Origin of the sequence: Streptomyces sp. NPDC101227 (assembly GCF_044767545.1) — a bacterium.
In the GTDB taxonomy this organism is placed as follows: Bacteria; Actinomycetota; Actinomycetes; order Streptomycetales; family Streptomycetaceae; genus Streptomyces.
Map to the genome: position 1 here is coordinate 430483 of NZ_JBIWOD010000002.1, position 26374 is coordinate 456856.

The window sequence follows — 26374 nt, forward strand, 5'->3', positions numbered from 1 at the left end:
CCGTGCCCGTAGTACACGTCATGACGGGGCTCCCGGCCTCGGGAAAGACGACCGCCGCGCGCAAGCTGCAGGCGGAGTCCGACGGCCGGATGCGGCGGGTGAACCTCGACGACCTGCGGACCATGCTCGACATCCCGGCGCCCGAGCGCGGCCGGTCCTACGCACACGAGCAGACCGTCCTGGCGACCCAGGACGCGGCGGTACGGGCCGCCGTGGACGGCGGCTTCGACGTCGTCGTGGACAACACGCACCTGACGCCCCACATCCCCAAGCGCCTGAAGGCGGCGGTGGCCGGACAGGCCGCCTTCGTCGTGCACGACTTCACCGACGTACCGGTGGAGGAGTGCATACGGCGCGACGCCGGGCGGGAGCGAGCGGTCGGTGAGGAGATCATCCGGATCCTGGCCGACAAGCACGCGAAGGCCCGGCGGGGTGGCTGGCAGCTCACCGACGAGTGGTTCAACGACGAGCCCCCGGTCGAGGCGTACACCGCCGACCCGGCCCTCCCGGCGGCCGTGATGTGTGACATCGACGGCACGCTCGCCATCCGGGGCGACCGCGGTCCCTATGACTTCAGCCGCTGCGGCGAGGACCTGCTCAATGTGTCGGTGCGGGACGCCCTGCGCTCCTTCCAGCGCGCCGACGGAGACGTCCTCGTCCTGCTGTCGGGGCGCGGCGAGGAGCACAGGGCGCTGACCGAGGAGTGGCTGCGCCGCCACGAAGTCCCTTACGACGAACTGTGGATGCGTGCCGCCGGCGACGGCCGCCGGGACGACGTCGTGAAGGCCGAACTCTTCGACCGCCACGTCCGTCACCGCTTCGCGGTCCGCGTCTCCCTGGACGACCGCGACCGCGTCGTCGCCGTCTGGCGCCGCATGGGCCTGCCCACCTGGCAGGTCAACTACGGCAACTTCTAGCCGCGTCCCGCCGCGGTCTCCGGCCCCGTTCGGACGGGCCGGGGGCCGCGCGGGAGGGGCGGGCGCCGCTCGGCGCCGTCGGCCCACAGCGAGCGCACATGGCCGAGGTGGCGGGCCATGCACTTCTCGGCGGCCTCGGCGTCGCCCGCCACCATCAGATCGAGGAGTTCGATGTGCTCCTCGGCCGAAGGGATCAGCTGGTCGCGCTCGTCGAGGCCGGTCAGGCCGTACAGGCGCGAGCGCTTGCGCAGGTCGCCGACGGTCTCGACGAGGCGTTCGTTGCCGGAGAGCGCGAGCAGCGAGAGATGGAACCGGCGATCGGCTTCCAGATAGCCGACGAGGTCGTGCTCGCGGGCGGCGCGCACGATCTCCTCGGCGACCGGGCGCAGCGCCTCCAGGTCCGCGCGCGAGGCGGTCCGCGTGATCCGGCCGATCATGGGGACCTCGATGAGGGTGCGGATCTCCGTGTACTGGTCGAGGTCGCGCTCATTGACCTCCGTGACCCGGAAACCCTTGTTGCGCACGGGCTCGACCAGACCTTCGCGGGCCAGGTCGAGCATCGCCTCGCGCACCGGCGTCGCGGAGATGCTGAAGTCCTCCGCGAGGCCGGGCGCCGAGTAGACCTCGCCGGGCCTGAGTTCACCGGAGATGAGCGCGGCACGCAGATGGTGGGCAACCTGGTCGCGCAGGCGCTCCCTGGTGGTGTTGAGGTTGCGCTGCTGGAGGTGGCCCATGGTGGTGGTGTTCCCTTCGTGCCCGTCCCTGTGCCCCGTCCCTCGTGGCCGAGCGGATCTCCAGCGTACAATGTCACGTTGTTTTCGCAGGTGGCCAGGAGAGCGCATGGGGCGAGGCGCAGGTGGGCTCCGGGGCGGCCAAGTCCCGCCCGGCGCGCCTCTGTTCGCGCCGACGCTCAGAGGAGGAAGCCCGCGGGAAACGGGTCGTCCGGGTCGAGCAGGTACTGCGCGGTGCCCGTGATCCAGGCGCGCCCGGTGATCCGCGGTACGACGGCCGGCAGCCCGCCGACCTCCGTCTCGGCGACGAGGCGGCCGGTGAATTCCGTACCGATGAAGGACTCGTTGCGGAAATCGCGGTGCAGCGGCAGGGCGCCGCGGGCGTGCAGCTGCGCCATGCGCGCGGAGGTGCCGGTGCCGCACGGTGAGCGGTCGAACCAGCCCGGATGGATGGCCATGGCGTGCCGGGAATGGTGCGCGTCGGAGCCGGGGGCGGCCAGGTAGACGTGTTTGACGCCGTGGATCTCCGGCCGGACCGGGTGGACGGGCCGGTCCGCCGACGCGTTGACCGCGTCCATGATGGCGAGCCCGGCGGCGAGCAGGTCGTCCTTGCGGGTCCGGTCGAACGGCAGCCCCAGGGCGTCGAGTTCGACGATGACGTAGAAGTTCCCGCCGAAGGCGAGGTCGTAGGTGATCGTGCCGTGTCCCGGCACCGCCACCTTGCGGTCCAGGCCCACGCAGAAGGCGGGCACGTTGGTGAGCGTGGCCGCCTTCGCCCGCCCGTTCTCGACCTGCACATCGACGCTGATCAGGCCAGCGGGCGCATCGAGGCGGACGGTGGTGACGGGCTCGGTGACCGGGACCATGCCGGTCTCCACCAGGACGGTGGCCACCCCGATGGTGCCGTGCCCGCACATCGGCAGCAGGCCGGAGACCTCGATGTAGAGGACCCCGTAGTCGGCGTCCGGGCGGGTCGGCGGCTGCAGGATGGCGCCGCTCATCGCGGCGTGCCCGCGCGGCTCGTACATGAGGAGGGTGCGCAGATGGTCCAGGTGCTCGATGAAGTGCAGCCTGCGCTCGGCCATGGTGGTGCCGGGGATCACTCCGACGCCGCCGGTGATGACCCGGGTGGGCATGCCCTCGGTGTGCGAGTCCACTGCGTGGAAGACATGACGGGTGCGCATGTGGGTCCTTTGCTGGTCAGCGGTGCCCTGCGGCGACGGCCTTCTCGGTGGCGGCACGCACCCCGGCCCCGCTCTCGGCGGGCAGGGGGAGGCGCGGCGGCCGGGTGGGCCCGCCGGGGCGCCCGACGATGTCCATGGACAGCTTGATCGCCTGTACGAACTCGGTCCTGGAATCCCAGCGCAGCAGCGGGTGGAGGGACGCGTACAGCGGCAGTGCGGTGTCCAGGTCCCGGGCGGCGGCGGCGCGGTAGAGCGTGGCGCAGGCTGCGGGGAAGGCGTTGGGATAGCCGGCGACCCAGCCCACGGCGCCGGCCAGCGCGAGCTCCACCAGTACATCGTCCGCGCCAGCCAACACATCGAGATCGGGGGCGAGTTCGGCGATCTCGTAGGCGCGGCGCACATCGCCGCTGAACTCCTTCACCGCCACGACACTGCCCTCGCCGTGGAGCCGGGCGAGCAGCGCCGGGGTGAGATCGACCTTGGTGTCGAGGGGGTTGTTGTAGGCGATGATCGGCAGTCCCGTCTTGGCGACCTCCGCGTAATGGCCGCGCACGGCCCGCTCGTCGGCGCGGTAGGCGTTCGGCGGCAGCAACAGGACGCTCCCGGCGCCCGCTTCGGCGGCCTGCTCGGCCCAGCGGCGGGACGCGGCGCTGCCGTACGCGGCCACTCCTGGCATGACGCGCGCGCCGTCGCCCGCGGCCGCCACGGCGGTACGGACCACGCGGGCCCGTTCGTCGTCGGTCAGGGTCTGGTACTCGCCCAGCGACCCGTTGGGCACGACACCGTCGCAGCCGTTGGCGATGAGCCAGTGGACGTGCTCGGCATAGGCGTCGTAATCGATGGAGAGGTCGTCGCGCAACGGCAGCGCGGTGGCGACCATGACGCCGCGCCAGGGGCGATCGGAGCTCCAGGCGGTGGCGGCGGGGGAGGGGACGGTCATGAAGGCAACCTCTCTGTGATGGGGATTTCCTGTGGCGGGGCCGGGGCGTGCGTCAGTCCGCGCTCTCGCCCGCGCGTCCCGGATCTTCGGTTCCGGCGGGACCGGGATCCGTCCCGGTGGCGGCCGCTTCGGGAGGAGCCGGATCACCGAGTGCGCCGAGTGGGCCCAGCGCGACCGGTACGGCCAGCGGCCGGCGCTCCGGGGACGGCGACGGCTTTCCCGCCTCGGCGGCCAGGCGGGCGACGGCCGTCCCGCACATCCGCCCCTGGCACCAGCCCATGCCCGCCCGGGTCATCAGCTTCACGGTCCGGGCGTCCCGGGCGCCGTAGTCGGCGATCGTCTCGCGGATGCGGCCCGCGGTGACTTCCTCACAGCGGCAGACCTCCGTCGCGTCGTCGAGCCACTGGGGCCACCCCGGGCCCGGTGCGTGTGCGGCGGCCATGACGTCCGCGAAGGCGCGCATCCGGCCGCGCCGGCGCCGCAGTTCCCGCACCCGGCCGCCTTCGGCGAGCGCCGGCCGCTCCCGCAGCCGGGCGGCCACCGCCATCCCCGCCAACTCACCCTCCACGCATGCCAGTTGGACTCCTCCGATACCGCAGGTCTCGCCCGCCGCCCAGATTCCCGGCACCGAGGTCTCCTGCCGGGCATCGCATACGAGGGCGTACGTGCCGTCCTGGGTACGCCGGGCCGCGCAGCCGAGCGTGGTGGCCAGCTCGATCCCCGGGACCAGGCCATGGCCGACCGCCAGCGCATCGCAGGCGATCCGGCGGCCGGATCCCCGCACGGGCCGCCAGTCGCCATCGAGCCGCGAGACCGTGACGGCCTCCACCCGGTCGGTGCCCTGCACACGGGTCACGGCGCTGCGCGTACGCAGCCGCACGCCGTGCCGCAGCAGCGCCGCGCCGAACCCCACGGCTTCCGCCAGCTTGTGCGGATTGGCGGCGAGGGCACGCGGGTGACGCGCGTACCCCGGGTAGCCGGACGCCTCGATCACCGCCGGGACGCGGGCCCCCGCCGCGGCGAGCGACGCGGCGACGGCGAGCAGCAGCGGACCGCTGCCCGCCACCACCACCCTTCCCCCAGCTCTCGACTTCGCTCGAACAGGGGAGACCCCAGTGCCGGGCAGCACCAGGCCGGACTTCAGCATGGCCTGTGCGCCCCCGGCGCCGACGACACCCGGAAGCGTCCAGCCGGGAAAGGGCAGCTGGCGCTCGTACGCGCCGGTCGCGAGCAGTACCGCGCGGGCCCGCACCCGGACCGGCCGCTCCCCGTCGCCGTCCGGGCCGGTGACCGCGTGCACCGCCCACCGGTGGTCCCCGGCTTTGGCCTCCTGGGGGGCGTTGGCCTCTTCGGGCTCCTCGGCCTCCTGGGGGGCCTCCCGCCCGATCGCCCACACGTGGTGGCAGGCCAGATGGGTGACGGCGCTCGCCGCCAGGCGGCGGCGCAGCCGGACGAACGCGGACCAGTCATGGTGCAGCGCCTCGGGACGCACGGCCCCAAGGGCCGGGTCCGGATGCCGGTAGAACTGGCCGCCCGGCTGCGCGGCGCTGTCCAACAGGGCGACGGACAAGCCGAGTTCGGCTGCGGTGACGGCACCCGCCAGACCGGCGGCGCCCGCGCCGATCACCGCGAGGTCGTACTCCGGACCGTCAGACGCCGAGGTCGGCATGACCGTGCCCCTCCTGGGTGGTGATCGCGTCCCCGGGGCGTGCCGGAATCAGGCAAGCTCGTTTGTTGGGGCGGGAGTTGATGGTGGCCAGACAGTCGTAGCACTGCCCGATGCCGCAGAACGCACCGCGCGGGCGCCCGCCGACGCGCGTGCTGCGCCAGGCCAGGATGCCCGCGGCCCACAGCGCGGCGGCCACGGACTGGCCGGGCAGCGCGGTGAGCGGACGCCCGTCGAAGGTGATCTCGAACGCCGCGCCGGGCGACGCACCGACGAGGTCGGCGGGGCTGTGGCGACGCGCCATGACGCGGCTCCTTCCGGAGGAGAACGGAGGGCAGGAGGAGATCGGCAGGAGATCGGCAGGGAATCGGCCGTAGGTCAGGCGGAATTCGGCAGGAGATCGGCAAAGGATCAGCAGGAGAGCCCACCACCCGCCCCCGAGCCGAACCGGTCCGGTCTGAACGGCCCGATATCCAGGGGCAGTTCTCCGCCCCGCACGATCTCGGCCACGATCCTGCCCGTCGCCGGGGCCAGGCCGATCCCCGCGCCCTCGTGGCCGCACGCGTGCAGCAGCCCCGGCCTTCGCGGATCGGGTCCGATCGCCGGCAGATGGTCGGGGAGATACGGGCGGAAGCCCGCGTAGGTCCGGATGGCCCGCACCGTGGCGAGCAAGGGGAAGAGCCGCACCGCCTGCCCGGCGAGGCGGCGCAGCGCCTCCACCGACAGGGAACGGTCGAAACCGACCCGCTCCCGGCTCGCGCCGATCAGTACCGGGCCCGCCGGCGTGCCTTCGACGACGGCGGAGGTCTGCAGGGCCGCCGAGCCGCTGGCGACGTCGGCGACATAGTCGGCCGCGTACACCTTGCGCCGCACCACGCGCGGCAGCGGCTCGGTGACGAGGACGAAGCCGCGCCGGGGCCGCACCGGCAGGGTCACGCCCGCGATCCGGGCGACCTCGCCGCCCCAGGTACCCGCCGCGTTCACCACATGCGCCGCGTGCACCTCACCGGCCGCGGTCCGCACCCCGCGCACCCGCCCGCCCGCACCGGTGAGGATCCCGGTGACCTCCTCGCCGAGTCGCAGCCGTACTCGCTCACCCCCTGCGCGCAGCAGATGGGCGGCGGCCAGCGCGGGCTGCACCTGCGCATCCTGCGGATAGTGCACGCCGCCCGCGAGGCCGGGGGAGAGGTGCGGCTCCAGGTCCCTGAGCCGGTCGCCCGGCACCTCCTCGGCGATGACCCCGGCCCGCGCCTGCCGCCCCGCGAAGCCCCGCAGTGCCGCCGCGCCCCGTTCGTCGGAGGCGACGACGAGGCCGCCCTTCGCCTCGTACTCGATCCCCGGCGGCAGCTCGTCCGCCAGCTCCCGCCATAACTCCGTGGAGAGCAGGGCGAGGTCGAGTTCGGGGCCGGGTTCCTTGTCCGAGACGAGCAGATTGCCTTCGCCGGCCCCCGTGGTCCCGCCGGCGACGGGGCCGCGGTCGATCACGGTGACGGAGAGCCCGGCGCGGGCCGCGTAGTAGGCGCAGGCGGCGCCGACGACGCCCGCTCCGACAACGATGAGGTCCGGAGAGTTTCCCGTGAGCACATGAGTAATATTTCACATTGCACTCGCGTTGCCAAGGGATCTCCTGACCGGGCATCAATTGACGCCTGCGTACGGCGCATCCAAGCCAGGCGTGACGGTGCGAACGCGGGGACCGGTGACGGCGCGAACAACGGCGCGAACCGACCGCAGGGGGGTTGTCAGTGCAATGTCACATTACTACTTTACGCATCACATGGTGCGGCATCTGCACTCCTGAGTGCCGTACGCAGCAGGGCAGTTGGAGCTTCGGCGCCGCCGTCCCGCGCACCCTTCACACACCCCCACACCACAGGAGTCCTGAGTGTTCGCTTCGAGAACCCTGCGCAGATCTCTGCTCGCCGCCGCGACCGCGGTGACGCTCTGCGTCACGGCCGCCGGGACGGGTTGTGCGACCGTCTCCTCCCCGGCCCCGTACCCGCCCCCCACCGCGGCGTCTCCGGTCGCCGCATCCGGCACGGCGGAGCCCGCGCCGCACCGCTTCGACCGGGCCGACCACCTGGCCAAGGCGCCCGCGCCGTCGGCCCGCGCGATACCCGCCCCCGGCGGCCTCACGGCCGGCCGCATCCCCGGCGCGCACACCCCGAAGGGCAAGGCGAAGACCGCAGCGCCGCACGCCACGGTCAACGGGACCGCCGTGCCGTGCACCCTGGACGGCGTCACCGGCCTGTCCCCGGAAGAGTTCGCCGACTTCCTCGCCGACCCGGCGGTCACCGCCGACGACTGTCTGCGTGCCCTCGTCTGGACCTGGGACCGGCGCCTGATCCCCATCATGTCGGACGAGCACGTCCAGGCCGTCTCCCGCCGGATCACCCAGCTCGCCGCCGACCACGACGGCAAGAACGGCACCCACCTCCTGGAGATGTTCACCTACCTCCACGCGGTCGCCTACCAGGACTTCTCGCACGACGAGATCGACATCACGGACGCGCCGACGGTGGAGGCCATGCGCCAGGCCATCGACGCCTTCGGCTCGGCCGGCCGCACCTTCGACGTGACCCGCAGCAACGCCGAGACCCTCCGGGAGGCCCTGACCGCAGCGAGCGCCCCGGGCCTGCGTCAGCATCAACTGCCGCTCATCAAGCGGGTGTTGGCCACCATGGACGCCTCCCACCCGGACACCTCCCGGGACGCCTCCTGGGGCGGCGCCGCGCTCTCCGCGCTCTCCCTCAACTACCTGGGCGTCTACCCGGGCAACAAGGACAGCGACTTCCGTGCCGCCGTCGCGGCCGACCCCTCCTACCGTGCCGCCTTCAAGGCGTTCGCCGACCACACCCACCTCAAGGACACCGACAACGCCTGGGTGGTGCGGGACGCGGTCGGCGAGTACGGCCGCATCGGTCAGATCGACCAACTCCGCGACGAGATCGTCTCGGGCCTCGGCCCGCTCCTCGCCACCCTCGCAACCAACTTCGGTGACCTGAGCGCCCCTTGGGCGAAGGCCGCCACCTGGCTCGTCGAGTTCGACGCCTGCGCCCCCTACCAGGTGTGCAAGGACGACATCGAAAAGCGCCTCTTCACCCACACCTACACGTACGGAAAGGAGGGGACGGACGGCATCGCGGTGCGCACCGCCCTCGACCGGGACACCGTCGATCAGCTCTACTACGCCAGTAAGCAGGTCAAGGCGCAGTTCCACCGCGTGGTCGGCACCGAGGCCCCGCTGACGGGCGACACCAACTCCACCCTGCACATCGTCCTGTACGCCTCCCGGGCGGACTACGAGAACTTCCAGCCGCTCCTGACCGGCCTGGGCACCAACAACGGCGGCATGTACATCGAGAACGGCGCGACCTTCTACACGTACCAGCGCCGTGTCCCGCAGGACTCCACGCTCACCCTGGAGGAGCTGTTCCGGCACGAGTACACGCACTACCTCAACGGCCGCTGGGCGGTGCCGGGCTCCTTCGGTGAGGGCCCGTGGTACGAGGGCGACCGGACCACGGCGATGGACGAGGGCACCGCGGAGTTCTTCGACGGCGGCACCCGGGACGACGGCATCAAGGTCCGCAAGTCCCTCGTGAAGGGCATCATCTCGGACACCGCGAACGGCGGCCCGCGGATGACCGTGGACCAGTTGCTGCACGCCACCTACGACGGCGACGGCTTCCGCTTCTACAACTACGCGGGCACGTTCTTCGAGTTCCTGTGGACCGAACGCCCCGCCTTGCTCAAGGAGATGTACGGCCTCCTGCGCGCCGACAACCCGACCGCCTTCGACGCCTGGCGCGACCGGCTCGGCAAGGACACGGGCCTGCAGGACGCCTACGACTCCTTCCTGGACGAGCAGATCGCGCACGTCGACGACCTGTTCGTGCCCGACACCAAGTACGTCCCCGTCGGCGATCTGCGCGACGCGTCGGCCGCCGAGGTGCGTACGTCCTTCGCGTCGGAGACCGGCATCACGCCGGAGTGCGACCCCGCCGGCTCACAGGACCGCCCGCGGTTTGCCTGCACCGGTCGCATCACGGCAAACCTGACCGACGCCGGGAACGCCGACGCCGTCTTCAAGGACATGTCCGAGACCCTCGACGGCACCCTGCTGGACCGCACCGCGGACGGCGACAACAACTTCGCCGACATGAACTGCTCGTTCGGCGAGGTGGGCGTCTCCTCCGACGGCCGGACGGGCACGGCGGACTTCGACTGCGAAGGGCCGCTGCGCAGCCAGACGTGACGGGGCCGCCCGCATTCCCCGCAACACCGCCCCGCGCCGGTTCGCGAAGTCCCGGCGCGGGGCGGTGCGGTGCGCGCCGCGCCCGCGCTCAGCCGGCCGGCTCCGTGGTCAGCGCTTGACCACGAATGCCCGGCCCTGCTTCGCGTCGGACGAGCAGGACTTCTGCTCCGCGGTGGTCATCTTGCGCGTCTTGACGATCACCGCATTGCTCTGCCCGTCCGTGCCATTGGGCGCGGGGCCGGTGACCGTGTCCGGCACGTACCAGAAGTAGTGCCCCCACTTCGGGCTGTCGTAATGGGTCTGCCAGGTGCCCGAGACGTTCTGCATCACCTGCGCGCGGGAGATCCAGCCCACCTCACCGGGCTTGACCGTCATGTTCATGGAGCTGTTCTCGGTGTGCGAACTCGACCAGGTGTGGCTGTAGGTCGCCGTGACACTCAGGTCGATGAGTTCGGCGATCTTTCCGCCGACCGTGACGGAGACGCCCACGGAGTCCGTTGAACCCACGGTGTCCGCCCAGCCCATCGACTGTGTAGCGTCGGAAGTGCTGCAGTTGTAAAGGGAGTTGGAGACCTGGTGGAAGTCGCCGAGGTACGCCGTGCCGAGCTTCGGCTCGTTGAAGCTGCACTTCCCCTCGCCGGAAGCGCAGTCGGCTATCAGCTGCTCCCGGGTGGGCTGGTCATCCGCGGCGGCGGCCGGTACGGCCATTGCCGCGGCCAGGCCCAGTACCGCGGTGGACAGCGCCACCAACCGGCTTCCGTAGCGGATCGTTCGGCTTTTGGTCATCTTGCTGTTGCCTCTCGCCCTGTCGCGTGGAAGCGACGATTCCGAGTGTGGTGTTCGTCGCTGTGCGTTTGAGACTGGAGTGAAATTTGATTCAACTACACCAAGAATCGGTAAAGTTGTAGTTGATGGTGAAACAGACCCTTTACGTGCCAACGTCACCCCGGCACCGGGCCGTTCCGGCCGATCCCTGCCGGTCCCGCCGCGCCGAGTAAGTGGTACTGTGCGAGAGAGGCGGGCCTGAACTCACCCGATTCCGGTGCCGGTTCCGCCCTTCCCCTTCGTATCGTCGCTGCGCAACGGTCCTTCTCGACCGGCGATCCCCGCAGCACCGACTGCCTACCGAAGCACTGGCCATGTATGGCCGTATCGGCGCTCGCAGTCAGGCGATTGCGTAACACTCTTTCCGGTTCCCGGCCCATCTGACGGGCCGCTGCGCGCGGGGCGTGATCTCACCGCCCCGCCATCCCGCACCGGGCTTTCCGGCACGCGAGTCCATTTCCCCTGTCCGTCCCGAGAGGACACCCACATCCATGACCATGACCATGACGTCCGACCCCCTCGCCGAGCCGACCGCGGCGCACCCCTACGTGGCGGCCGCCGGGGCCCTGGACATCGTCAACGAAAAGCAGGCACTCGGCTTTCTTCGCGGGAAGGGGTATCTCTCCTCACCCGATGACGTCCGGGTTCCCGCCTCCTTGATCCGCAAATTCGGCCTCCGCAACGGCGATTTCGTCGAGGGCGGGTGCGGTCGGCTGCGGATGCTCACGGAGGTCGAGTCGGTGGACGGCCGTCCGCCGGAGGAATTGCGTGGCCGGCCGCATTTCCGTGACCTCACGCCCCTGCATCCGCGAGACCGTATTCGCCTCGAAAGCGCGGCAGGCGGGAGCACGCCGCGCATCGTCGACCTCATCGCGCCCGTCGGCAAGGGCCAGCGCGGGCTCATCGTCGCGCCGCCCAAGACGGGGAAGACCGTGCTGCTGCAGCAGATCGCCGCCGCCGTCTCCGACAACCACCCCGAGTGCCGGCTGATGGTGGTACTGGTCGACGAACGGCCGGAAGAAGTCACCGAGATGCGTCGTTCCGTACGCGGGGAGGTGCTCGCGTCGACCTTCGACCGGTCGCCGGCAGAACACATCGCACTCGCCGAACTGTCGGTGGAACGCGCCAAACGGCTCGTCGAGCGCGGGCAGGACGTCGTCATCCTCTTCGATTCCCTCACCCGGCTGTGCCGGGCGCACAACAATGCCGCCGCATCGGGCGGCAGAACACTGAGCGGAGGCGTCGATGCCGCCGCGCTCCACGGACCCAAGCGGCTCTTCGGGGCGGCGCGCCGCGCAGAGGAGGGCGGATCGCTGACCATTCTCGCCACGGCCCTGGTGGGAACGGGGTCCCGGGCCGACGATTACTTCTTCGAGGAATTGAAGAGCACCGGAAACATGGAACTCCGCCTGGATCGCACGCTGGCGGAAAAGCGTATTTACCCGGCGATCGACATCACCGCCTCCGGCACCCGCCGCGAGGAACTGATGCTCTCGACAGCGGAGTTGACCGCCACCGGTCGCCTGCGACGCGCCCTGCGCTCCGGAGACGAGCGCCTGAACATGGAGGCGCTGCTCAACAGGGTCCGGCGTACGCCCGACAACGCGACCTTCCTGCGGCAGGTGCAGCACCTCGCCCCGGGTTCATGACGCACCTGGTGACTTACCCCTCATCGCCTCGGCAACGGAGCCGTCGACGACGTACTGTTCGCTGGCCGCGCCAACGGCGCGTCTGTCCGCACCGAGCCGTGGCCCCCAGGGCGCCGCGGCGTCCCCCCACCATCTTCAGGAGACGCGATGGACGAGATCCGGGTGCTGTCCGCCACGGCGATCCTGGGCTACGGATTCCCCGACGCGTCGTTCGAAGCCGGGCTGGCCCGCCGCCCCCACGTCATCGCCGCCGACGCCGGCTCCAGCGACCCCGGCCCGTACTACCTGGGCGCCGGAGAATCGTTCACCGACCGTACGGCGGTCAAGCGCGATCTGGAGCGGATGATCAGCGCCGGGCGGCGCCTGGGCATCCCCGTGGTCATCGGGTCCGCGGGCGGCGCCGGGGCCGCCCCGCACCTGGCGTGGCTCCGCGGAATCGTCGATGAGATCGCCGCCGGGCAGGGGCTCCGGCTGCGCGCGGCCGTCATCCCCGCCGACATCGACCGGGAAACCGTCCTGCAGGCCCTGCGGGACGGCCGGATCGACGCGGTCCCGCACGGCCCGCAGCTCACCGCCGAGGACATCCACGCCAGTACGCACCTGGTGGCGCAGATGGGCACGGCGCCGCTCGTGGCCGCGCTGCGCGGCGGCGCCGACGTGGTCCTCGCCGGGCGCGCCTACGATCCGGCGGTGTTCGCCGCGATGCCGCTGCTGCACGGCTTCGACGAGGGACTGGCCCTGCATATGAGCAAGATCCTGGAGTGCGCCGCAATCGCCGCCGTGCCCGGCAGCGGCAGCGACTGCATGCTCGGCACGCTGCGCCGCGACCACTTCGTCCTCGAGCCCTTGAACCCGGCTCGACGGTGCACCCCCACGTCGGTGGCCGCGCACACCCTCTACGAGAAGAGCGACCCCTGCCGGCTGCCCGGGCCCGGCGGATATCTGGACCTCGGCGACTGTGTCTTCACGCAGGAGGACGAGCACAGCGTGCGCGTCTCCGGCTCCCGCCACATCGCTCAGCCCTTCGCGGTCAAACTCGAAGGCGCCCGGCTGCGCGGATACCGCACCGTGTCGGTGGCCGGCGCCCGGGACCCGTTCTTCATCCGCGAGATCGACACGATCGTCCAGGGCGTACGGGACCGGGTGGCGGACAACTTCCCCGACATCCCGCCCGGCAGCTACGACCTGCTCGTCCGCGTCTACGGGGCCGACGGCTGCATGGGCCCGCTCGAACCGTCGCCCAGGCCACCAGGCCACGAGGTCGGCATCGTCATCGAGGCCGTCGCCGACAGCCAGGACCTCGCCGACACCCTCTGCGGCTTCGCCCGCTCCACGATGCTGCACTTCGGCTACCCCGGACGCCTGTCCACGGCCGGCAATCTCGCCTTCCCCTACTCCCCGTCCGACTTCCACGCCGGCGCCGTCTACGAGTGGAGCGTCTACCACCTCATGACGGCCGACGATCCGCTCGCGCTGTTCCCGATCACCTACCTCGACTACCCCGGAGACCCGTCGTGACCGCTCCGTCGACCGCGCCACTGACCGAACTCGCCGACGTCATCCGCAGCAAGAACTCGGGACCGTACGAACTCACCCTCGACATCATCTTCACCGGCCAGGACCAATACGACCTGGTCAAACGGCAACGGGCCATCAACCGCGCCCTGGTGGCAGAGCTCTACCGGGTCCCCGTCGACGACGTCAGCGAGCCGATCTTCTACGATCCGGCGCGGGCCGTGAAGATCAACCTGCGCCGCCCTCTCGTCTCCGGGAACGTCGGTGAAAGCGACGTCTACGGGGCGCAGCAGCACGGCCCCCTGCTGGCGATGCGTCTGCCGACCCCCTGAGGCCGCCGGACGCCGAGCCGGACTCCGGCCGCCGCTCCGGGCGGCCATGAACGCACACCTGGGACGCGCGGCGAGCCCCTCGGCTACGGTGAGCCGATGGCCGAGACCTGGAAGGCGACCGACACCGGTGTCCTGCGGCTTCCTTCCGGACGCCTGGTGCGAGGTCGCGCGCTCCGCCGACCGCTGCCCGCCGGACCGACGCCCACCTACGCCGTCCATCTGCTCGGTAGGCGGCCTCCCGAGGTCCCCTGGGAGGCCCGCTGGCTGCGCTGGCCGGACTTCTGGCTGCCCAGCAGCCGCACCGAGGCCCGAGCCGTCCTCGGCGAGGCATGGTCCCGCGCCGGCGACGAACGCGTCGAGATCGCCTGCGGCGGCGGCCGTGGCCGCACCGGCACGGCCCTGGCCTGCCTCGCCGTCCTGGACGGAGTGCCGGCCGGCCGGGCGGTGGACTTCGTCCGCCGGAACTACGACCGCCACGCCGTCGAAACCCCCTGGCAGAAGCGTTACGTCCGCCGCTTCACCGACTGAGGCCGCCACGCCCCCGGCACCGCACCGTAGGCACCGGCGTGTCACGAGCTCGCGCCCTCGGCGGTGGATTTGCCTTCGAGTGGACTCCAGCCTCCACACTGATCACGACAGGATGCGTGCTGTGGACAGAAAGGCGTCAGCTGATGGCGACGACGAGCCGGGCGGGACACCCCTTGCCGTACGACACCTACCGGAAGGCGATCGAGCGGGAGACCCTGCTCTTCGCCGAGGTGGTCAAGGGTGCGGACCCGGCGACCGCCGTGCCCTGCTGTCCCGACTGGACGGTGGCCGAGCTTGCCCAGCACGTGGGAGCGCTGCAGCGCTGGTTCTCCGCGCTGCTGACCCGGCTGGTGCAGGAGCCGCCGCGCAGCCGCGACGTGGAACTGGGTCTGCCGGAACGCGTGGCGGAGTACGCCGACTGGGTGGCTGACGGCGTACCCGGGGTGGCCGCCGTACTGCGGGACACGGATCCCCAGGCGGCGATGTGGGCCTGGGGCGAGGACCAGCACGCACGGTTCTGGGCCCGCCGGATGCTGTTCGAAACGCTGGTGCACCGGGTGGACGCGGAGCGTGCCCTCGGCCGGGAGCCGGGCATCGACGACGCGTTGGCGGCGGACGGGGTGGACGAGTTCCTCGTCAACCTGCCCTATGCGGGCCTTTTCGCACCGGCCGTGACGAAGCTGCGCGGTACCGGCGAGACCCTCGCCTTCCGGTGCACGGACGCCGCCGACGACACCGTCGAGGAGTGGCGGGTGCGGCTGGAGCCGGACGGGTTCCGCCTGCTGCCGCGGGCGGGCGCCGACGCCGCGCCGGCCGAGGCGCAGGCGGCCGTACGGGGGCGGGCGGCGGACCTCCTGCTGCTGCTCTACGGCCGGCGGTCGTACGAGGAGAGCGCGTTCGACGTCTCGGGTGAGCGGACCGTACTCGACCACTGGTTCGCCCATACGGCCTTCTGATCCACGCCGGAGGCGCGGCGGCGGCGGACGACGGCGGAAGTCTTCCGTATACGGGGCGACGCCCTCCCCGACGACCCCGTTGTCCCCCGTGCCGTCGTCCCCGTGGTGTTACGTGCGCGCCCGAAGCGCGCGGCTTCACGTCATGGACGCACCGTTCGCGACGACGACTCCGTAGAGGTCTTCGACGGTGGCGAGCGCGCCCTGGTGGATCTGCTCGGCGGTCAGCTCCGTCCCGGCCGCCTTCAGGGGCCGGGTGGCACAGGCGTCGGCGACCACGGTCGGGGTGTAGCCGCGCAGGAACGCGCCCTCGGCGGTGAACTGCACGCACATGTTCGTCATGAATCCGCAGATGATGACGTTCTGGCGACCGGCGGCCTTGAACTTCTCGTCCAGGTCGGTGTGGTGGAAGGCGTTCGGCACGGCCTTGACCACCACCGGCTCACCCTCGGCCGGGGCCACGGCCTGGTGGAGGGAGCCGATCTCGGCGCGGATGTCGTACGGGGTGCCCTCGCCGCCGTCGTTGATGATGTGGATCACCGGTGTGCCCGCCTCCCGCGCCCGGGCCAGCAGCGCGGCGCCGGAGTCCAGGGCGGCCTGCCAGCCGGTCAGCTCCATCACGCCCTGGGTGTAGGTGTTCTGGAAGTCGACCATGATCAGCGTCGCGTCCGCGAGCGTGGCCGGGGTCTCGGTGAGGCCGCTGAGCCGGCGCAGGGTCGTCGAAGACATGGAAAAGCCCTCCTAGGGCGGGGGTTGAAGGAAAGAGGTGGCCACGCGTCGGTGGCTTTATGCCACGCTATGACCCACCCAGAATGTCTGCCAGGTCATCCAGCGTGCAGAAACCGACATCGAGAAGGCGGCCGAGATGGAACGGCTGATCGTCATCGTCCTGTTCACCGGCGTCGACCTCCTCGACGTCACCGGCCCGCCCGAAGTCTTCGCCCTCACCCAGCCCGAGATGGACACCGACACCGGCTACCGCGTCGTCCTGGCCGCCGAAACCCCGGACCCCGTCACCACCGCCGCCGGCGTGCGCGTCCTGCCCGACACCACCTTCGACGCCATCACCGGCCACCGCATCGACACGCTCCTCGTCCCCGGCTCCGTCCGGGTCGATGACCGGCGCCGCGCCCAAGCCCTCACCGACGACGCCGTGGTCGCCCGGGTGAAGGCCCTCGCCGCCACCACCCGCCGCGTGACCTCCGTCTGCGTGGGGGCGCATCTGCTGGCCGCCGCCGGACTCCTCGACGGGCGCCGCGCCACCACGCACTGGTCGACGGCCGCGCAGCTTGCCGCCGATCACCCGGACGTCACCGTCGACGCCGATCCGATCTTCATCAGGGATGGCGATGTGTGGACCGGTGCGGGGATCAGCTCCTGCCTCGACCTCGCCCTGGCCCTGGTCGCCGACGACTTCGGCGAACAGGTCGCGCTGCGGGTCGCGCGGCAGCTCGTGATGTTCCTCAAGCGCTCCAGCGGACAGAGCCAGTTCAGCGTTCCCACCGAGCCGGCCGCCACGACCCGGCGTATCGACGACGTGCGGCAGTACATCATGGGCAATCTGCAGCGGCCGCTGACCGTCCCGGAGCTGGCCGAGTACGCGCACATCAGCGAACGCCAGCTCACCCGCATCTTCGCCGCGGAACTCGGCTGTACCCCGGCCACCTACGTCGAATCCGCCCGGGTCGAACTCGCCCGCAACCAACTTGAGTCCACCGACGCCACCTTGGAGCGCATCGCCACCACCTGCGGCTTCGGCACGACCGCCACCCTCGTACGCGCGTTCCGCAGGAAGCTGAACACCACGCCCACGGAATACCGAAACGGATTCCGCTATTCCCGCTGAACACGCAATCCAACAGACGCGGGCCCCACCCCCCAAGCACCGGGGAGTGGGGCCCAAGCGTGCCCGCCGCGTCACATGGCCGCTCGGGAACGCACAACCGGCTCACTGGACCTGGCGGGTCAGCTCCCCGTTCCGGGCCACGACGCGGCCGCCGTGGACGACCATGTCGCGCTCGGGCACGTCCACCACGATCTGCGGCAGGCACTCGCCGCGTACGAGGATGAAGTCAGCCGGGGAGCCGGGCGTGAAGTCCACCTGAGGAAGGCCCAGGAGGTCCGCGCCGTCGTGGGCGCCCACGCGGTAGCAGTCGGTCAGCTCGTCGTCGAGGCGGACGTCGGTGACCCAGCCCAGCAGATGCGTGCGGTGCAGCATGTCCGCGTTGCCGAAGGGACTCCACGCGTCGCGTACTCCGTCGGTGCCCAGGCCCACGCGTACGCCGTGCTCGCGCAGCCGCGCGATCGGCAGCACGAGGGAGTCGGACGGCGCCACCGTCGTCAAAGAGATGTCCAGCTGCCCCAAGTCCTCGGCGATCGCGCCGAGTTCGCGATCGGACAGGGCCGGCAGGCAGAAGACGTGGCTGACGGTCACCTTCCCCTGCAAGGACAGCGCCCGGGTGCGGTCGATGATGGCGCGCAGCGCCGTGGTTCCCGGCTTGCCCTGGTCGTGCAGATGGATGTCGACGCCCAGCCCGTGCCGGTCCGCGAGGCCGAAGACCAGGTCGAGCTGTTCGTCGAGGGCCTGGTCGAACCCGATCGGGTCGATGCCGCCGATCATGTCGACCGCGCCGGTGCGCGCGGCTTCCTCCAGCAGCTCGGCGGTGCCGGGAGCGCGGATGACGCCGTGCTGCGGGAACGCCACGATCTGGACGTCGAGCGCGTTCCGCAGCCGCTCGCGGGCGTTGCCCACGCCTTCGACGCAGGCAAGGTCGTAGGCGGGGGCCAGGTCGGCGTGGGCACGCATCGCCCGGGTGCCGCGGGTGACGGCATGGGCCATCAGGCCGTGGGCGCGTTCCTCGACGGAGCGGTGCTGGCTGCGGAAGAGCTCGGCGTCCTGCTCGGCGTAGTCGGCAATGGTGTGTGCGGGCCTGCGCGACACCCAGGAGCCGCCCCATGTCGTCTTGTCGGGGTGGATGTGCGTGTTCACCAGCGCCGGGAGCGCGATGCGGCCGTCGCACTCGACGACGTCGGCGCCGGGCGGCGCCGGGCGGTGCGTGATCCGGCCGTCGATGACCGTGAGGTCCACGGGCGACCGCGCGCCGTTCGGACGGACGTTACGGAAGACCACGGCGTGGGCGGGCCGGTCGGCGTGCCCCCGGGGGCCGGCGCCGGGCTCCGCCCGGGCCGGTGCGGCCGCAGCGGACAGGGCCGCCGCGCCACCGGCGAGGACGCTGCGCCGGGATGCCCCGGGAGGAGAGGTGGAGGACGACCTCATGCGGGCTCCTTCGGACGTGAAGGGGGAGGAGAGGGGAAAGGGGAGGGGCCGCGGGGGAGCGGCGCGAGGGCGGTGCGGCCGTACGGTCAGACCGGGATGCCGGTGCGCACGACGCGTACCGGGTTCTTCAGCACCGATATGTCCGCCAGCGGGTCCCCGTCCACGACGATGGCGTCTCCCGCGTACCCGCGCGCGAGGCGGCCCACCCGCTTGTCCAGGCCGAGCAGCCGCGCGGCTCCCGTCGTGGCCGTGCGGATCGCGTCGAGTGCCGGCAGGCCGGCCTCCCGCATCAGTTCCACTTCGCGGCCGATGCGGTCGACCTTCCCGCCCGAGGAGTCCGTGCCCGCCGCGAGCGGCACTCCCAGCTCGTGGGCCGCGCGCACCGCACGCTTGAGCACCGGGAGATAGGTGCGGCCCCGCTCGGCCAGCACGGGGTCGGACTCTTCGACCAGGCCGGCGATCGCGGTGAGCGTGGGGGTGAAGTACGTGTCCCTGCGCCGCATTTCGTGCAGGGTGCGCTCGCCGACGAACACGCCGTGCTCCAGGGAGCGGATGCCCGCCGTGACGGCGTCGTGGCAGCCCTTCTCGCTGTAGCTGTGGCACAGGACGCCCTTGCCGCCGCGCCGCGCGGCGCCCACGATCTCGGACAGCTGCTCGTAGGAGTACACCTGGGTGAGTGGGTCCTGCTCGGGCAGCCCGGCGCGCTCGTTGACGCGGGTCTTGATGACGTCGGCGCCGCGCGCCAGGTTCACCTCGACCACCCGGCGCAGCGCCTCGGGTGAGCGCACACCGCCCCGGAGACGGGCCAGCGGGGTGAGATCCGGATCGGCCAGCACCGTGTCACCCAGGTCGGGCGTGACGAAGACGCCCGCGGCCTTCAGCCGAGGTGCCTGCGCCGGGACCTGACGGGCCAGCTCCCTTATGGCGATGTCCTGGTAGAAGCTGGTCGAACCGCTGCGGACGGTGGTGGCGCCGCCGCGGACCGCGTCGCGGGCCTCGGCGACGGTGCTGAGGTGGATATGGGCGTCGACCAGCCCCGGCAGGATCCACTTCCCGTGTGCGTCGAGCACCGTCACGCCTTCGGGGGTGGCCACCTCTCCCCGGGCGCCGGCCGCGCGCACGGTCCCGTCCTCGATGACGACGACGGCGTCCTCGATGACGTCACCGGTCGCCGGATCGAGCAGCGTGCCGCCCCGGAGAACGAGGTTGCCCCCGCGGGGCGCGGTGCTCCGCTGCGTAGCGGTGGTCCGCGGGGCCGCCGAGGCCGGAGTCGCGAGCGCCGCGCCGCTCACACCCGCGGTGCCCGCCAGCGCCGCGGCACCCGCGAGTACGCCCCGGCGGGTCAGCCTGGGGGAGGGCGGCGGTACGGCGTCAATACACATGGGAGCTCCTCGGAGGGGGAGGTACGGTCCAGGGGGTAGGCTGTTTTGTATACCAAATCCTTTGAGGGTGACAAGGGCTGCCGAAAAATGGGCTACGGGAGTGGGGATGGAGTGGGGAGTTGCCTACCGCATCCCCGTCGGTCCGGTCGCTTCACTGGCCTTTGGTATACAAAAAGGGTTAGCCATGCCCGAAGAGGGAACGCATCGCCACGGCCCTGCTGTCCCGCACATGGAGCAGGGTGACGGCCGCCGCGGCCTCCTCGTCGCCCGCCGCGATCCGCCGGAACATCTCCGCGTGCTGGGACCGCATGTGCGCCGGCTCCTCCCGCAGCCCGAACAGAAGCTGGAGCTGCCAGTTCAGCTGCTCCATCGTGCGCGCGAGGAGCGGGTTGCCCGCCAGCGCCACGACGCCCTCGTGGAACGCGGTGTGCGCCGCCACCTCCCGCGCGCCCTCATCGTCCGCGGCCGCCCGTTCGGCCTGACCGAGGGTCGCCTCGAGCGCGGCCAGGCGCTCGGGATCACCGGCCGCGGCCCGCGCGGCCAGCCGGGCCGCCTGGACCGAGAGGGGTTCCCACACCTCGTAGAGATGGTCCACATCGGCCCGCGCCAGCGTGCGCACCCGTACGCCGCTGTTGGGCAGCAGCTCCAGCAGCCCCTCGGCGACCAACGAGCGCAGCGCCTCGCGTACGGGTACCCGCGACATGCCCAGTTCCTCGGCCACCTCGCGCTCGACGAGGCGCACGCCCTGCGCATAGCGGCGGTCGACGATGCGCTGCCGCACGGCCTCCCGCGCCCGCGCGCTCATCGAGGTGGCCCCGCGGGCGGCGGCGCCCTCCGTACCGGCCGCACCGGCCCTTGACCTCTCCGCCACCTCAACCATCCTCCCCTCGGCATCCCTCCGGCGAGGATATGTCCCGCACGGCCTCCGTCCGGCCCGGGTCGGACGGTGCGCGGCGACCCGACGCGAGGTTGATGGCGCGCCCGGCGGCGGAGGCGAGACAGCCCGGTTACCCCGATACGAACCCTACGCACCGTACGATTCCATACTGCTACTTACTGCTACTTACTGCTACTTACTGCTACTTACTGCTACTAACGGGTCGCTATTGTCCTTCCAGGGCATTCCCCCGCCCGCTAGGTAGAGATCCTCCGCGAACGGGATGGAGTGGGCACCGTGGAGTTCGCGGAGACGGCCGGTGGCGGCGCTTCCGTACCCCCTCCTGCGGGGGCTCCGGGGCCGGGGCGACGGCGATTGGCCCCGCTGCTGGCGGTGTGCGCCGGGTATTTCATGGTGATCCTGGACGTGACGATCATCAACGTCGCCGTGCCGGTGGTGGGCCGGGACCTGTCGGCCTCGCTCACCGGAATCCAATGGATCACCGACGGGTACACCCTGGTCTTCGCCGGGTTCCTGTTGACCGGCGGAGCGATGGGTGACCGGCTGGGGAACCGTCGGGTCTTCTGCACGGGCGTGGCCGTGTTCACCGCCTCCTCGGCCGCGTGCGCGCTGGCGCCCAGCGCCCCGTTCCTGGTGGTCGCCCGGCTCGTGGAAGGGCTCGGCGCGGCGCTGATCGTGCCCGGCTCCCTGGCTCTGCTGCAGCAGTCCTACCCGGCGCCCGCCGCGCGCTCACGGGCCTTCGGGCTGTGGGGCTCGATGGCGGGCATCGCGGCCTCCGCCGGGCCGTTGCTGGGCGGGTTGCTGGTCTCCACGGCCGGCTGGCGATGGGTGTTCCTCATCAACCTGCCCGTCGGAGTGGTCTGCCTTCTCCTGACGCTGCGGTATGTGGCGCCCTCTCCGCGGCGCCCCGGCCGGGCCCTGGACTGGCCGGCGCAATGCCTGGTCGTGGCGGCGGTGGCGCTGCTTACGGCCGCCCTCAACGAGGCCGGACGGCGCAGCTGGTCCGATCCGGCCGTACTCGCCGGGCTGGGCCTGACCGTCATGGCCGCCTCGGCGCTCGCGGTGCGCGAGCGGCTGGCCCGGTCTCCCGCCCTGCCGCCGAGCCTGCTGCGCTCGCGTGCGCTGAGCGGCGGAGCCGCGATCGGCCTGCTGTTCAACTTCGGCTTCTACGGCATGGTGTTCACCGCCAGCCTGGACTTCCAGCACCAGCGCGGCTTCAGCGCTCTCGGCACCGGCGTGGCCCTGTTCCCGGCGGTGGCGATGACCATGTTCGCCTCCGTCCTGTCCGGGCGGCTGGCCCGGACCACCGGCGATCGTCCGCTGGTGGTCGCCGGCATGCTCCTCGCCGCGGCGGGGCTGGCGGGCTGGGCCGCGGCGGGATCAGAGCCGGCCTACCCGCTCCTGGTGGCGCCCATGATGGCCGCCGGCTTCGGCACCTCCTTCGCCCTCACCGGCTCGACCTCCACCGTGATGGGCGCCGCGCCCGCGGCGTATTCGGGAACCGCCTCCGCACTCTTCAACACCACCCGCCAGATCGGCAGCGCCACCGGCGTGGCACTGGGCGGCACCTTGCTCGCCACGGCCACCGACTACAACGCGGGAACGCGCACCAGCATGGCCATCGGCGCACTCGCCTATCTGATCGCCGCCTGCCTCGCGTGGCGTTGCGTACCGGCGAAGCCCGTACGGGGATGAAGACCGCCGCGCCTCCCGTCGCCAGCCGGCTACACCCGGGACCCGGAGCACCTGCCGGAACTGTGGCTGATCGACGAGTACCTGCGCCGGGCTGCTGCGCGCCAACCTTCAGTGGATCTTGAGCGCGGGGCGGGCCGACGGACCCGGCGGGTCGGCCCGCCCCGGGCGGAGAGCCGGGGCGGGTCGCTACCGGCCGCAGCGGCTCGACTTGCTCCGCCGGGGCGGGCCTCCGGGCTTCAGACGACGGTCAGCGGGGGAGCGGCGCGAGGGCGGTGCTCCGCGGTGCAATTCTCGAACGCGGTCAGGACGGCTCCGGCGACGAACCCGAGCCGGCCAACGGCGTGGTGTCGAGGTATCGGACCTCATAGACGCGCTCCGTGAACTTCCAGCCGTCCGGGGTGCGCTGGTAGCGGTCGTGGTACAGGGAGTAGTTCGACCCCGACTTGCCGTCGCGCAGGTGCCCGAGCTCTTGGACGTAGGCACGGCCGGACGCGGTGTCGCCCTCCAACTGGATCGCGCCGGGGTGCGTGGTCTGCACGAAGTACTCCCACTGACGCTGCAGCCGTTCGATCCCGGCACGAATCTCCTGCGGACCCGTGAACTCCACATGGGCTTCGGGAATGCGCCACACGCCGTCGGCTGCGAACAGAGACGCAAGACGGTCGTAGTCGCGCATCATCACGGCATCGGTGAACTCGCCGCGCAGTGCCTCGATCTCGACCCGGTCGGCGATGGTCTCAAGGTCGCTCATCGGTCTGTCTCTCCCTCATGTCTCGCCTGAGTTTCCTGAAGGGCGTGATCCTTCGAGCGGTACGACGACACAAGCCGCCGTAATGTCAGGAGGCGGGGCGACCTGACGATTCGGTGCGCCGTCTCGTCGGACGGGTGAGGGCGGATCCGACCAGGGAGCTTCCGGAACCATGACCAACCAATCCGAGCCGGCACACGACCAATCCGAGCCGGCACACGACCAATCCGAGCCGGCACACGACCAATCCGAGCCGGCACACGACCAATCCGAGCCGGCACACGACCGGTCCGACGCGGGCCTGAGCGCGATCATCAGCGAACGGCGTCAACTGATCAATCTCGCCTACCGGCTCCTCGGCTCACTGGCCGAGGCCGAGGACGCCGTCCAGGAGACCTACGCCCGCTGGTACGCCATGTCCCGGCAGCAACAGGACGCCATCGCATCGCCCGGCGCCTGGCTGACCAAGGTCGCCAGCCGCATCTGCCTGGACCTGCTCGGCTCGGCGCGGGCCCGGCGCGAGACGTACGTGGGCGAATGGATCCCCGAGCCGCTGCCCGACCGAAACGGGTGGATCGGCGGACGGCCGGGCAGCGCCGCGGCCGAGCCGGCCGACCCGGCCGACCGGGTCACGCTGGACGAGTCGGTCAGCATGGCCTTTCTCGTCGTACTCGAATCGATGACCCCGGCCCAGCGCGTCGCGCTCATCCTGCACGACGTCTTCCGCTACTCCTTCGCCGAAATCGCCGAGATCACCGGCCGCACCCCGGCGGCATGCCGCGAGCTGGCCTCCTCGGCCCGCCGCCGCATCCGCGCCTCCGGACCGCCCGAGGCCCCGGCAGCCCACCAGGCCGGCCTGGTCAGGAACTTCAAACAAGCCTGGGAAGCCAGGGACATCGGCACCCTCATCGGCCTCCTCGACCCCGGCGCCACCCTCACCGCAGACGGCGGCGGCATCGTCAGCGCCGCGCTCCGCCCGGTCGAAGGCGGCGAACGGATCGCGCGTTACCTCGTCGATATCGCCAAGAGGACACCCGACGACGCGACGATTCTGGAGCGTTCGGTCAACGGCCGGCCCGGCCTGATGGTCCGGCGAGAGGGCTCCACCACGGGGGTGTACGCATTCGAGGTCGGCGACGACCGGATCCAGCACATCTGGGCGGTACGCAACCCCGACAAGCTCCGGCCCTGGATGATGGGCTGACCCGCAGGCCGGTGGCCCGAGTGCGTGAACGCGGTCCGTGACGGTGGCGGGCTTCTCCGCGCCCGGCGCCGTCGCCACAGTGGCGGACCCTGCCTGCCTGACGCCTGCCTGAGGGCGTCGGCTACTGGCGGGTCAGCGAGCGGGTGATGCCCGTCGCGATCGTCGTGGCCAGCGTCCAGCCCGTGACGACCAGCAGGTAGGAGAGCCACTGGTACCAGCCCTGCGGGGCGAAGGCACCCTCCTGCCCGAAGCCGATGATCGGCATCAGCAGATCGAGCGTGTAGAAGAAGGGGTTGAAGTCGGGGGCCTCGTCGGTCTTCAGCGGACGCGGATGATGCAGCGCGAACGCGAGGGCGCCGACGAGCAGCAGGGCCAGCAACCAGCCGGCGGCGCGCATCGGGCGGAAGCCGTACCCGACGGTGGCGTCCTGGAGATGGCCCCAGACCCTGGCGTACCGGGGCAGTGTGCGGCGGTGGCGGCGGAGTTTGGCCAGCTGGACGGTGCGGGCGGCGGACTCGTCGCCCGCCGTACGGTACGCGGCGGCGAGCTGCTCGTAGGAGTACGACACATAGCCGGCGCGTTCGCGGTCCAGCACCGGGAGCCGTTCCTCGGCAGGCAGATGCGGGAGCAGTGAGCCGTAGGTGAGCCGGTCGAGCTTGACCTCGTCCGGCCAGACGTCCGGCGGGACGTACAGGACGTCGAACTGGGCGCGGCGCAGATTGACCGTGCCCACGACGGGCTTCGCCTCGCGCAGCCACATCTCGCCCGCGATGCAGCTGCTGACACGGAGCGCGACGCCGCCCGGGTTGGCGAGGTCGGCATAGGCGAGGTTGAGCTGGCCGCCGATCCTGGCCCCGCGCAGGTCGACCCTGCCGTGGGCGCGCAGCCGCATCGCGTGCACGTCCGTGCCCACGCTGAGCGTCTCGGCCTGCAGCGCGTGGCCGCCGGGGGCGTTGAGCTGCGCGTCGTTCAGAGTGACCTGTCCGCGGACGGTGGCGCCGTTCAGCCGGATCTGGCCGTGGGCGACCAGGTCGGGGGCCCAGATGTCGGTACCGATCTCGGCGTGATTGAGCTGGAGAACCGGTTCCTCGGGCTGCTCCCTGACGGTCGGATCGCCGAAGTGGGCCCCGTTGGCGAAGACCGCACCGGATATCTGCGCCCCGGCCAGCCGCACCGGACCTTGGAAACGGCAACAGGTGATGCGGAGCACCCCGTCGACGTGAAGATGCCCGGCCGTGAGCCCCGGGAGTACCGAATCGTTCAGGGCCAGGATGCGGAGCCGTGCGCCGTATAAGTCCGGGGCCTTCTCGAAGTAGCAGGACCGCAGGCGTATCGGGTGCTCGACCCCGCCGTACTTGAGGTTCAGCTCGCCGGTGATCCGGGCGCCCCACAGCTTCAGTCCCGCTACCTCGCCGTCCCGTGACGGCCCGTTGAGCAGCAGCGCCCTGAGCACGGAGGCGCGCACCGTCCGCTCGGGGCCCCAGGTGGCGCCGGTGGCGGGGTCGTCGTCGGCGTTCTCCCGGAAGTCGACTCCCTCGCCCACGGGGAACGCTTGCCAGACACGATGTTCCGCTGGGGTCAGGTCGGTGATCTCCACCGGCCGGATGCTGTCGCGTGGGCATTCAGACTGTCAAGAACTATTAGGCGTCCTTACTTCGCCGCCTTGTCCCAC

The 26374-nt window shown here is 71.4% G+C and carries 23 protein-coding genes; 10 read left to right on the top strand and 13 right to left on the bottom strand.

Going from position 1 to position 26374, the window contains the following annotated elements; all coding sequences use genetic code 11:
- Positions 1–2 precede the first annotated feature (2 nt).
- On the top strand, positions 3–917 hold the full coding sequence (locus ACIRPT_RS05705; RefSeq protein WP_403822691.1) for an AAA family ATPase: 915 nt from the start codon (positions 3–5) through the stop codon (positions 915–917).
- Here ACIRPT_RS05705 and ACIRPT_RS05710 read toward each other — a convergent pair.
- The 6 genes from ACIRPT_RS05710 to ACIRPT_RS05735 form a co-directional block, all read right to left on the bottom strand.
- Positions 914–1651 carry a GntR family transcriptional regulator gene (locus ACIRPT_RS05710; protein ID WP_403822694.1) on the bottom strand — a complete coding sequence of 246 codons (738 nt, stop codon included), beginning with the start codon at positions 1649–1651 and terminating at the stop codon, positions 914–916. The two genes, ACIRPT_RS05705 and ACIRPT_RS05710, sit on opposite strands and share 4 nt — an antisense overlap.
- 176 nt (positions 1652–1827) lie before the next feature.
- Positions 1828–2832 (bottom strand): proline racemase family protein, encoded by a 1005-nt coding sequence (locus ACIRPT_RS05715; RefSeq protein WP_403822697.1) that lies wholly within the window; start codon positions 2830–2832, stop codon positions 1828–1830.
- 16 nt (positions 2833–2848) lie between these two features.
- Positions 2849–3772, bottom strand: coding sequence for a dihydrodipicolinate synthase family protein (locus ACIRPT_RS05720; RefSeq protein ID WP_403822700.1), 924 nt, complete (start codon positions 3770–3772; stop codon positions 2849–2851).
- A gap of 52 nt (positions 3773–3824) precedes the next feature.
- Positions 3825–5441 carry an FAD-dependent oxidoreductase gene (locus ACIRPT_RS05725; RefSeq protein WP_403822704.1) on the bottom strand — a complete coding sequence of 539 codons (1617 nt, stop codon included), beginning with the start codon at positions 5439–5441 and terminating at the stop codon, positions 3825–3827.
- Positions 5422–5742 (bottom strand): (2Fe-2S)-binding protein, encoded by a 321-nt coding sequence (locus tag ACIRPT_RS05730; protein ID WP_403822707.1) that lies wholly within the window; start codon positions 5740–5742, stop codon positions 5422–5424. The genes ACIRPT_RS05725 and ACIRPT_RS05730 overlap by 20 nt, the downstream gene beginning before the upstream one ends.
- A 107-nt stretch (positions 5743–5849) precedes the next feature.
- Positions 5850–7022 (bottom strand): NAD(P)/FAD-dependent oxidoreductase, encoded by a 1173-nt coding sequence (locus ACIRPT_RS05735; protein WP_403822709.1) that lies wholly within the window; start codon positions 7020–7022, stop codon positions 5850–5852.
- 301 nt (positions 7023–7323) lie between these two features.
- On the opposite strand from ACIRPT_RS05735, the gene ACIRPT_RS05740 reads away from it, so the two are divergent.
- Positions 7324–9696 (top strand): collagenase, encoded by a 2373-nt coding sequence (locus tag ACIRPT_RS05740; RefSeq protein ID WP_403822712.1) that lies wholly within the window; start codon positions 7324–7326, stop codon positions 9694–9696.
- A 108-nt stretch (positions 9697–9804) separates the two neighbouring features.
- Here the strand turns inward: ACIRPT_RS05740 and ACIRPT_RS05745 are convergent, their stop codons facing one another.
- Complete coding sequence (locus ACIRPT_RS05745) at positions 9805–10482, bottom strand: hypothetical protein (RefSeq protein WP_403822714.1); 678 nt, start codon at positions 10480–10482, stop codon at positions 9805–9807.
- 530 nt (positions 10483–11012) lie between these two features.
- Here ACIRPT_RS05745 and rho point away from each other — a divergent pair.
- The 5 genes from rho (at position 11013) to ACIRPT_RS05770 (ending at position 15501) form a co-directional block, all read left to right on the top strand.
- Complete coding sequence (gene rho / locus ACIRPT_RS05750; RefSeq protein WP_403822717.1) at positions 11013–12170, top strand: transcription termination factor Rho; 1158 nt, start codon at positions 11013–11015, stop codon at positions 12168–12170.
- 147 nt (positions 12171–12317) lie between these two features.
- Positions 12318–13688, top strand: a complete 1371-nt coding sequence (locus ACIRPT_RS05755) for an acyclic terpene utilization AtuA family protein (RefSeq protein ID WP_403822719.1) — start codon at positions 12318–12320, stop codon at positions 13686–13688.
- Positions 13685–14017, top strand: coding sequence for a DUF4387 domain-containing protein (locus tag ACIRPT_RS05760; protein WP_403503282.1), 333 nt, complete (start codon positions 13685–13687; stop codon positions 14015–14017). Before ACIRPT_RS05755 ends, ACIRPT_RS05760 begins: the two co-directional genes overlap by 4 nt.
- 96 nt (positions 14018–14113) lie before the next feature.
- The gene (locus tag ACIRPT_RS05765; protein WP_403822722.1) at positions 14114–14545 is read left to right on the top strand and encodes a protein phosphatase; all 432 of its coding nucleotides are present in this window, start codon (positions 14114–14116) and stop codon (positions 14543–14545) included.
- Between the two features lie 143 nt (positions 14546–14688).
- Positions 14689–15501, top strand: a complete 813-nt coding sequence (locus ACIRPT_RS05770; RefSeq protein WP_403822724.1) for a maleylpyruvate isomerase family mycothiol-dependent enzyme — start codon at positions 14689–14691, stop codon at positions 15499–15501.
- 135 nt (positions 15502–15636) lie between these two features.
- Here ACIRPT_RS05770 and ACIRPT_RS05775 read toward each other — a convergent pair whose 3' ends face one another.
- Complete coding sequence (locus tag ACIRPT_RS05775; RefSeq protein ID WP_403822727.1) at positions 15637–16227, bottom strand: cysteine hydrolase family protein; 591 nt, start codon at positions 16225–16227, stop codon at positions 15637–15639.
- Between the two features lie 136 nt (positions 16228–16363).
- Here ACIRPT_RS05775 and ACIRPT_RS05780 point away from each other — a divergent pair, with 136 nt between their 5' ends.
- The gene (locus ACIRPT_RS05780; RefSeq protein WP_403822729.1) at positions 16364–17344 is read left to right on the top strand and encodes a GlxA family transcriptional regulator; all 981 of its coding nucleotides are present in this window, start codon (positions 16364–16366) and stop codon (positions 17342–17344) included.
- A 102-nt stretch (positions 17345–17446) separates the two neighbouring features.
- On the opposite strand, the gene ACIRPT_RS05785 is transcribed toward ACIRPT_RS05780, so the two are convergent.
- The 3 genes from ACIRPT_RS05785 to ACIRPT_RS05795 form a co-directional block, all read right to left on the bottom strand.
- Complete coding sequence (locus tag ACIRPT_RS05785; RefSeq protein WP_403822732.1) at positions 17447–18775, bottom strand: amidohydrolase; 1329 nt, start codon at positions 18773–18775, stop codon at positions 17447–17449.
- 86 nt (positions 18776–18861) lie between these two features.
- The gene (locus ACIRPT_RS05790; RefSeq protein WP_403822735.1) at positions 18862–20157 is read right to left on the bottom strand and encodes an amidohydrolase family protein; all 1296 of its coding nucleotides are present in this window, start codon (positions 20155–20157) and stop codon (positions 18862–18864) included.
- A gap of 178 nt (positions 20158–20335) precedes the next feature.
- On the bottom strand, positions 20336–21037 hold the full coding sequence (locus ACIRPT_RS05795; protein WP_403822738.1) for a GntR family transcriptional regulator: 702 nt from the start codon (positions 21035–21037) through the stop codon (positions 20336–20338).
- A gap of 294 nt (positions 21038–21331) precedes the next feature.
- Here ACIRPT_RS05795 and ACIRPT_RS05800 point away from each other — a divergent pair, with 294 nt between their 5' ends.
- On the top strand, positions 21332–22750 hold the full coding sequence (locus ACIRPT_RS05800; protein WP_403822741.1) for an MFS transporter: 1419 nt from the start codon (positions 21332–21334) through the stop codon (positions 22748–22750).
- A gap of 301 nt (positions 22751–23051) precedes the next feature.
- Here ACIRPT_RS05800 and ACIRPT_RS05805 read toward each other — a convergent pair whose 3' ends face one another.
- Positions 23052–23501: a nuclear transport factor 2 family protein gene (locus tag ACIRPT_RS05805; protein ID WP_403822744.1), complete on the bottom strand. Its 450-nt coding sequence runs from the start codon at positions 23499–23501 to the stop codon at positions 23052–23054.
- Positions 23502–23670: 169 nt separating this feature from the next.
- Between ACIRPT_RS05805 and sigJ the strand changes: the two genes are divergently transcribed.
- The gene (gene sigJ / locus ACIRPT_RS05810) at positions 23671–24702 is read left to right on the top strand and encodes an RNA polymerase sigma factor SigJ (RefSeq protein WP_403822747.1); all 1032 of its coding nucleotides are present in this window, start codon (positions 23671–23673) and stop codon (positions 24700–24702) included.
- A 121-nt stretch (positions 24703–24823) separates the two neighbouring features.
- Here sigJ and ACIRPT_RS05815 read toward each other — a convergent pair whose 3' ends face one another.
- A complete protein-coding gene (locus ACIRPT_RS05815) occupies positions 24824–26299 on the bottom strand; it encodes a membrane-associated oxidoreductase (RefSeq protein ID WP_403822750.1) in 1476 nt (491 codons plus the stop codon).
- Positions 26300–26374 lie beyond the last annotated feature (75 nt).

Excerpts from the sequence above, each read along its gene's own strand:
- ACIRPT_RS05710 (WP_403822694.1), bottom strand. The coding sequence starts at position 1,651 with ATGGGCCACCTCCAGCAGCGCAACCTCAACACCACCAGGGAGCGCCTG.
- ACIRPT_RS05715 (WP_403822697.1), bottom strand. The coding sequence starts at position 2,832 with ATGCGCACCCGTCATGTCTTCCACGCAGTGGACTCGCACACCGAGGGC.
- ACIRPT_RS05720 (WP_403822700.1), bottom strand. The coding sequence starts at position 3,772 with ATGACCGTCCCCTCCCCCGCCGCCACCGCCTGGAGCTCCGATCGCCCC.
- ACIRPT_RS05725 (WP_403822704.1), bottom strand. The coding sequence starts at position 5,441 with ATGCCGACCTCGGCGTCTGACGGTCCGGAGTACGACCTCGCGGTGATC.
- ACIRPT_RS05730 (WP_403822707.1), bottom strand. The coding sequence starts at position 5,742 with ATGGCGCGTCGCCACAGCCCCGCCGACCTCGTCGGTGCGTCGCCCGGC.
- ACIRPT_RS05745 (WP_403822714.1), bottom strand. The coding sequence starts at position 10,482 with ATGACCAAAAGCCGAACGATCCGCTACGGAAGCCGGTTGGTGGCGCTG.
- rho (WP_403822717.1), top strand. The coding sequence starts at position 11,013 with ATGACCATGACCATGACGTCCGACCCCCTCGCCGAGCCGACCGCGGCG.
- ACIRPT_RS05755 (WP_403822719.1), top strand. The coding sequence starts at position 12,318 with ATGGACGAGATCCGGGTGCTGTCCGCCACGGCGATCCTGGGCTACGGA.
- ACIRPT_RS05765 (WP_403822722.1), top strand. The coding sequence starts at position 14,114 with ATGGCCGAGACCTGGAAGGCGACCGACACCGGTGTCCTGCGGCTTCCT.
- ACIRPT_RS05770 (WP_403822724.1), top strand. The coding sequence starts at position 14,689 with ATGGCGACGACGAGCCGGGCGGGACACCCCTTGCCGTACGACACCTAC.
- ACIRPT_RS05775 (WP_403822727.1), bottom strand. The coding sequence starts at position 16,227 with ATGTCTTCGACGACCCTGCGCCGGCTCAGCGGCCTCACCGAGACCCCG.
- ACIRPT_RS05780 (WP_403822729.1), top strand. The coding sequence starts at position 16,364 with ATGGAACGGCTGATCGTCATCGTCCTGTTCACCGGCGTCGACCTCCTC.
- ACIRPT_RS05785 (WP_403822732.1), bottom strand. The coding sequence starts at position 18,775 with ATGAGGTCGTCCTCCACCTCTCCTCCCGGGGCATCCCGGCGCAGCGTC.
- ACIRPT_RS05790 (WP_403822735.1), bottom strand. The coding sequence starts at position 20,157 with ATGTGTATTGACGCCGTACCGCCGCCCTCCCCCAGGCTGACCCGCCGG.
- ACIRPT_RS05795 (WP_403822738.1), bottom strand. The coding sequence starts at position 21,037 with ATGGTTGAGGTGGCGGAGAGGTCAAGGGCCGGTGCGGCCGGTACGGAG.
- ACIRPT_RS05805 (WP_403822744.1), bottom strand. The coding sequence starts at position 23,501 with ATGAGCGACCTTGAGACCATCGCCGACCGGGTCGAGATCGAGGCACTG.
- sigJ (WP_403822747.1), top strand. The coding sequence starts at position 23,671 with ATGACCAACCAATCCGAGCCGGCACACGACCAATCCGAGCCGGCACAC.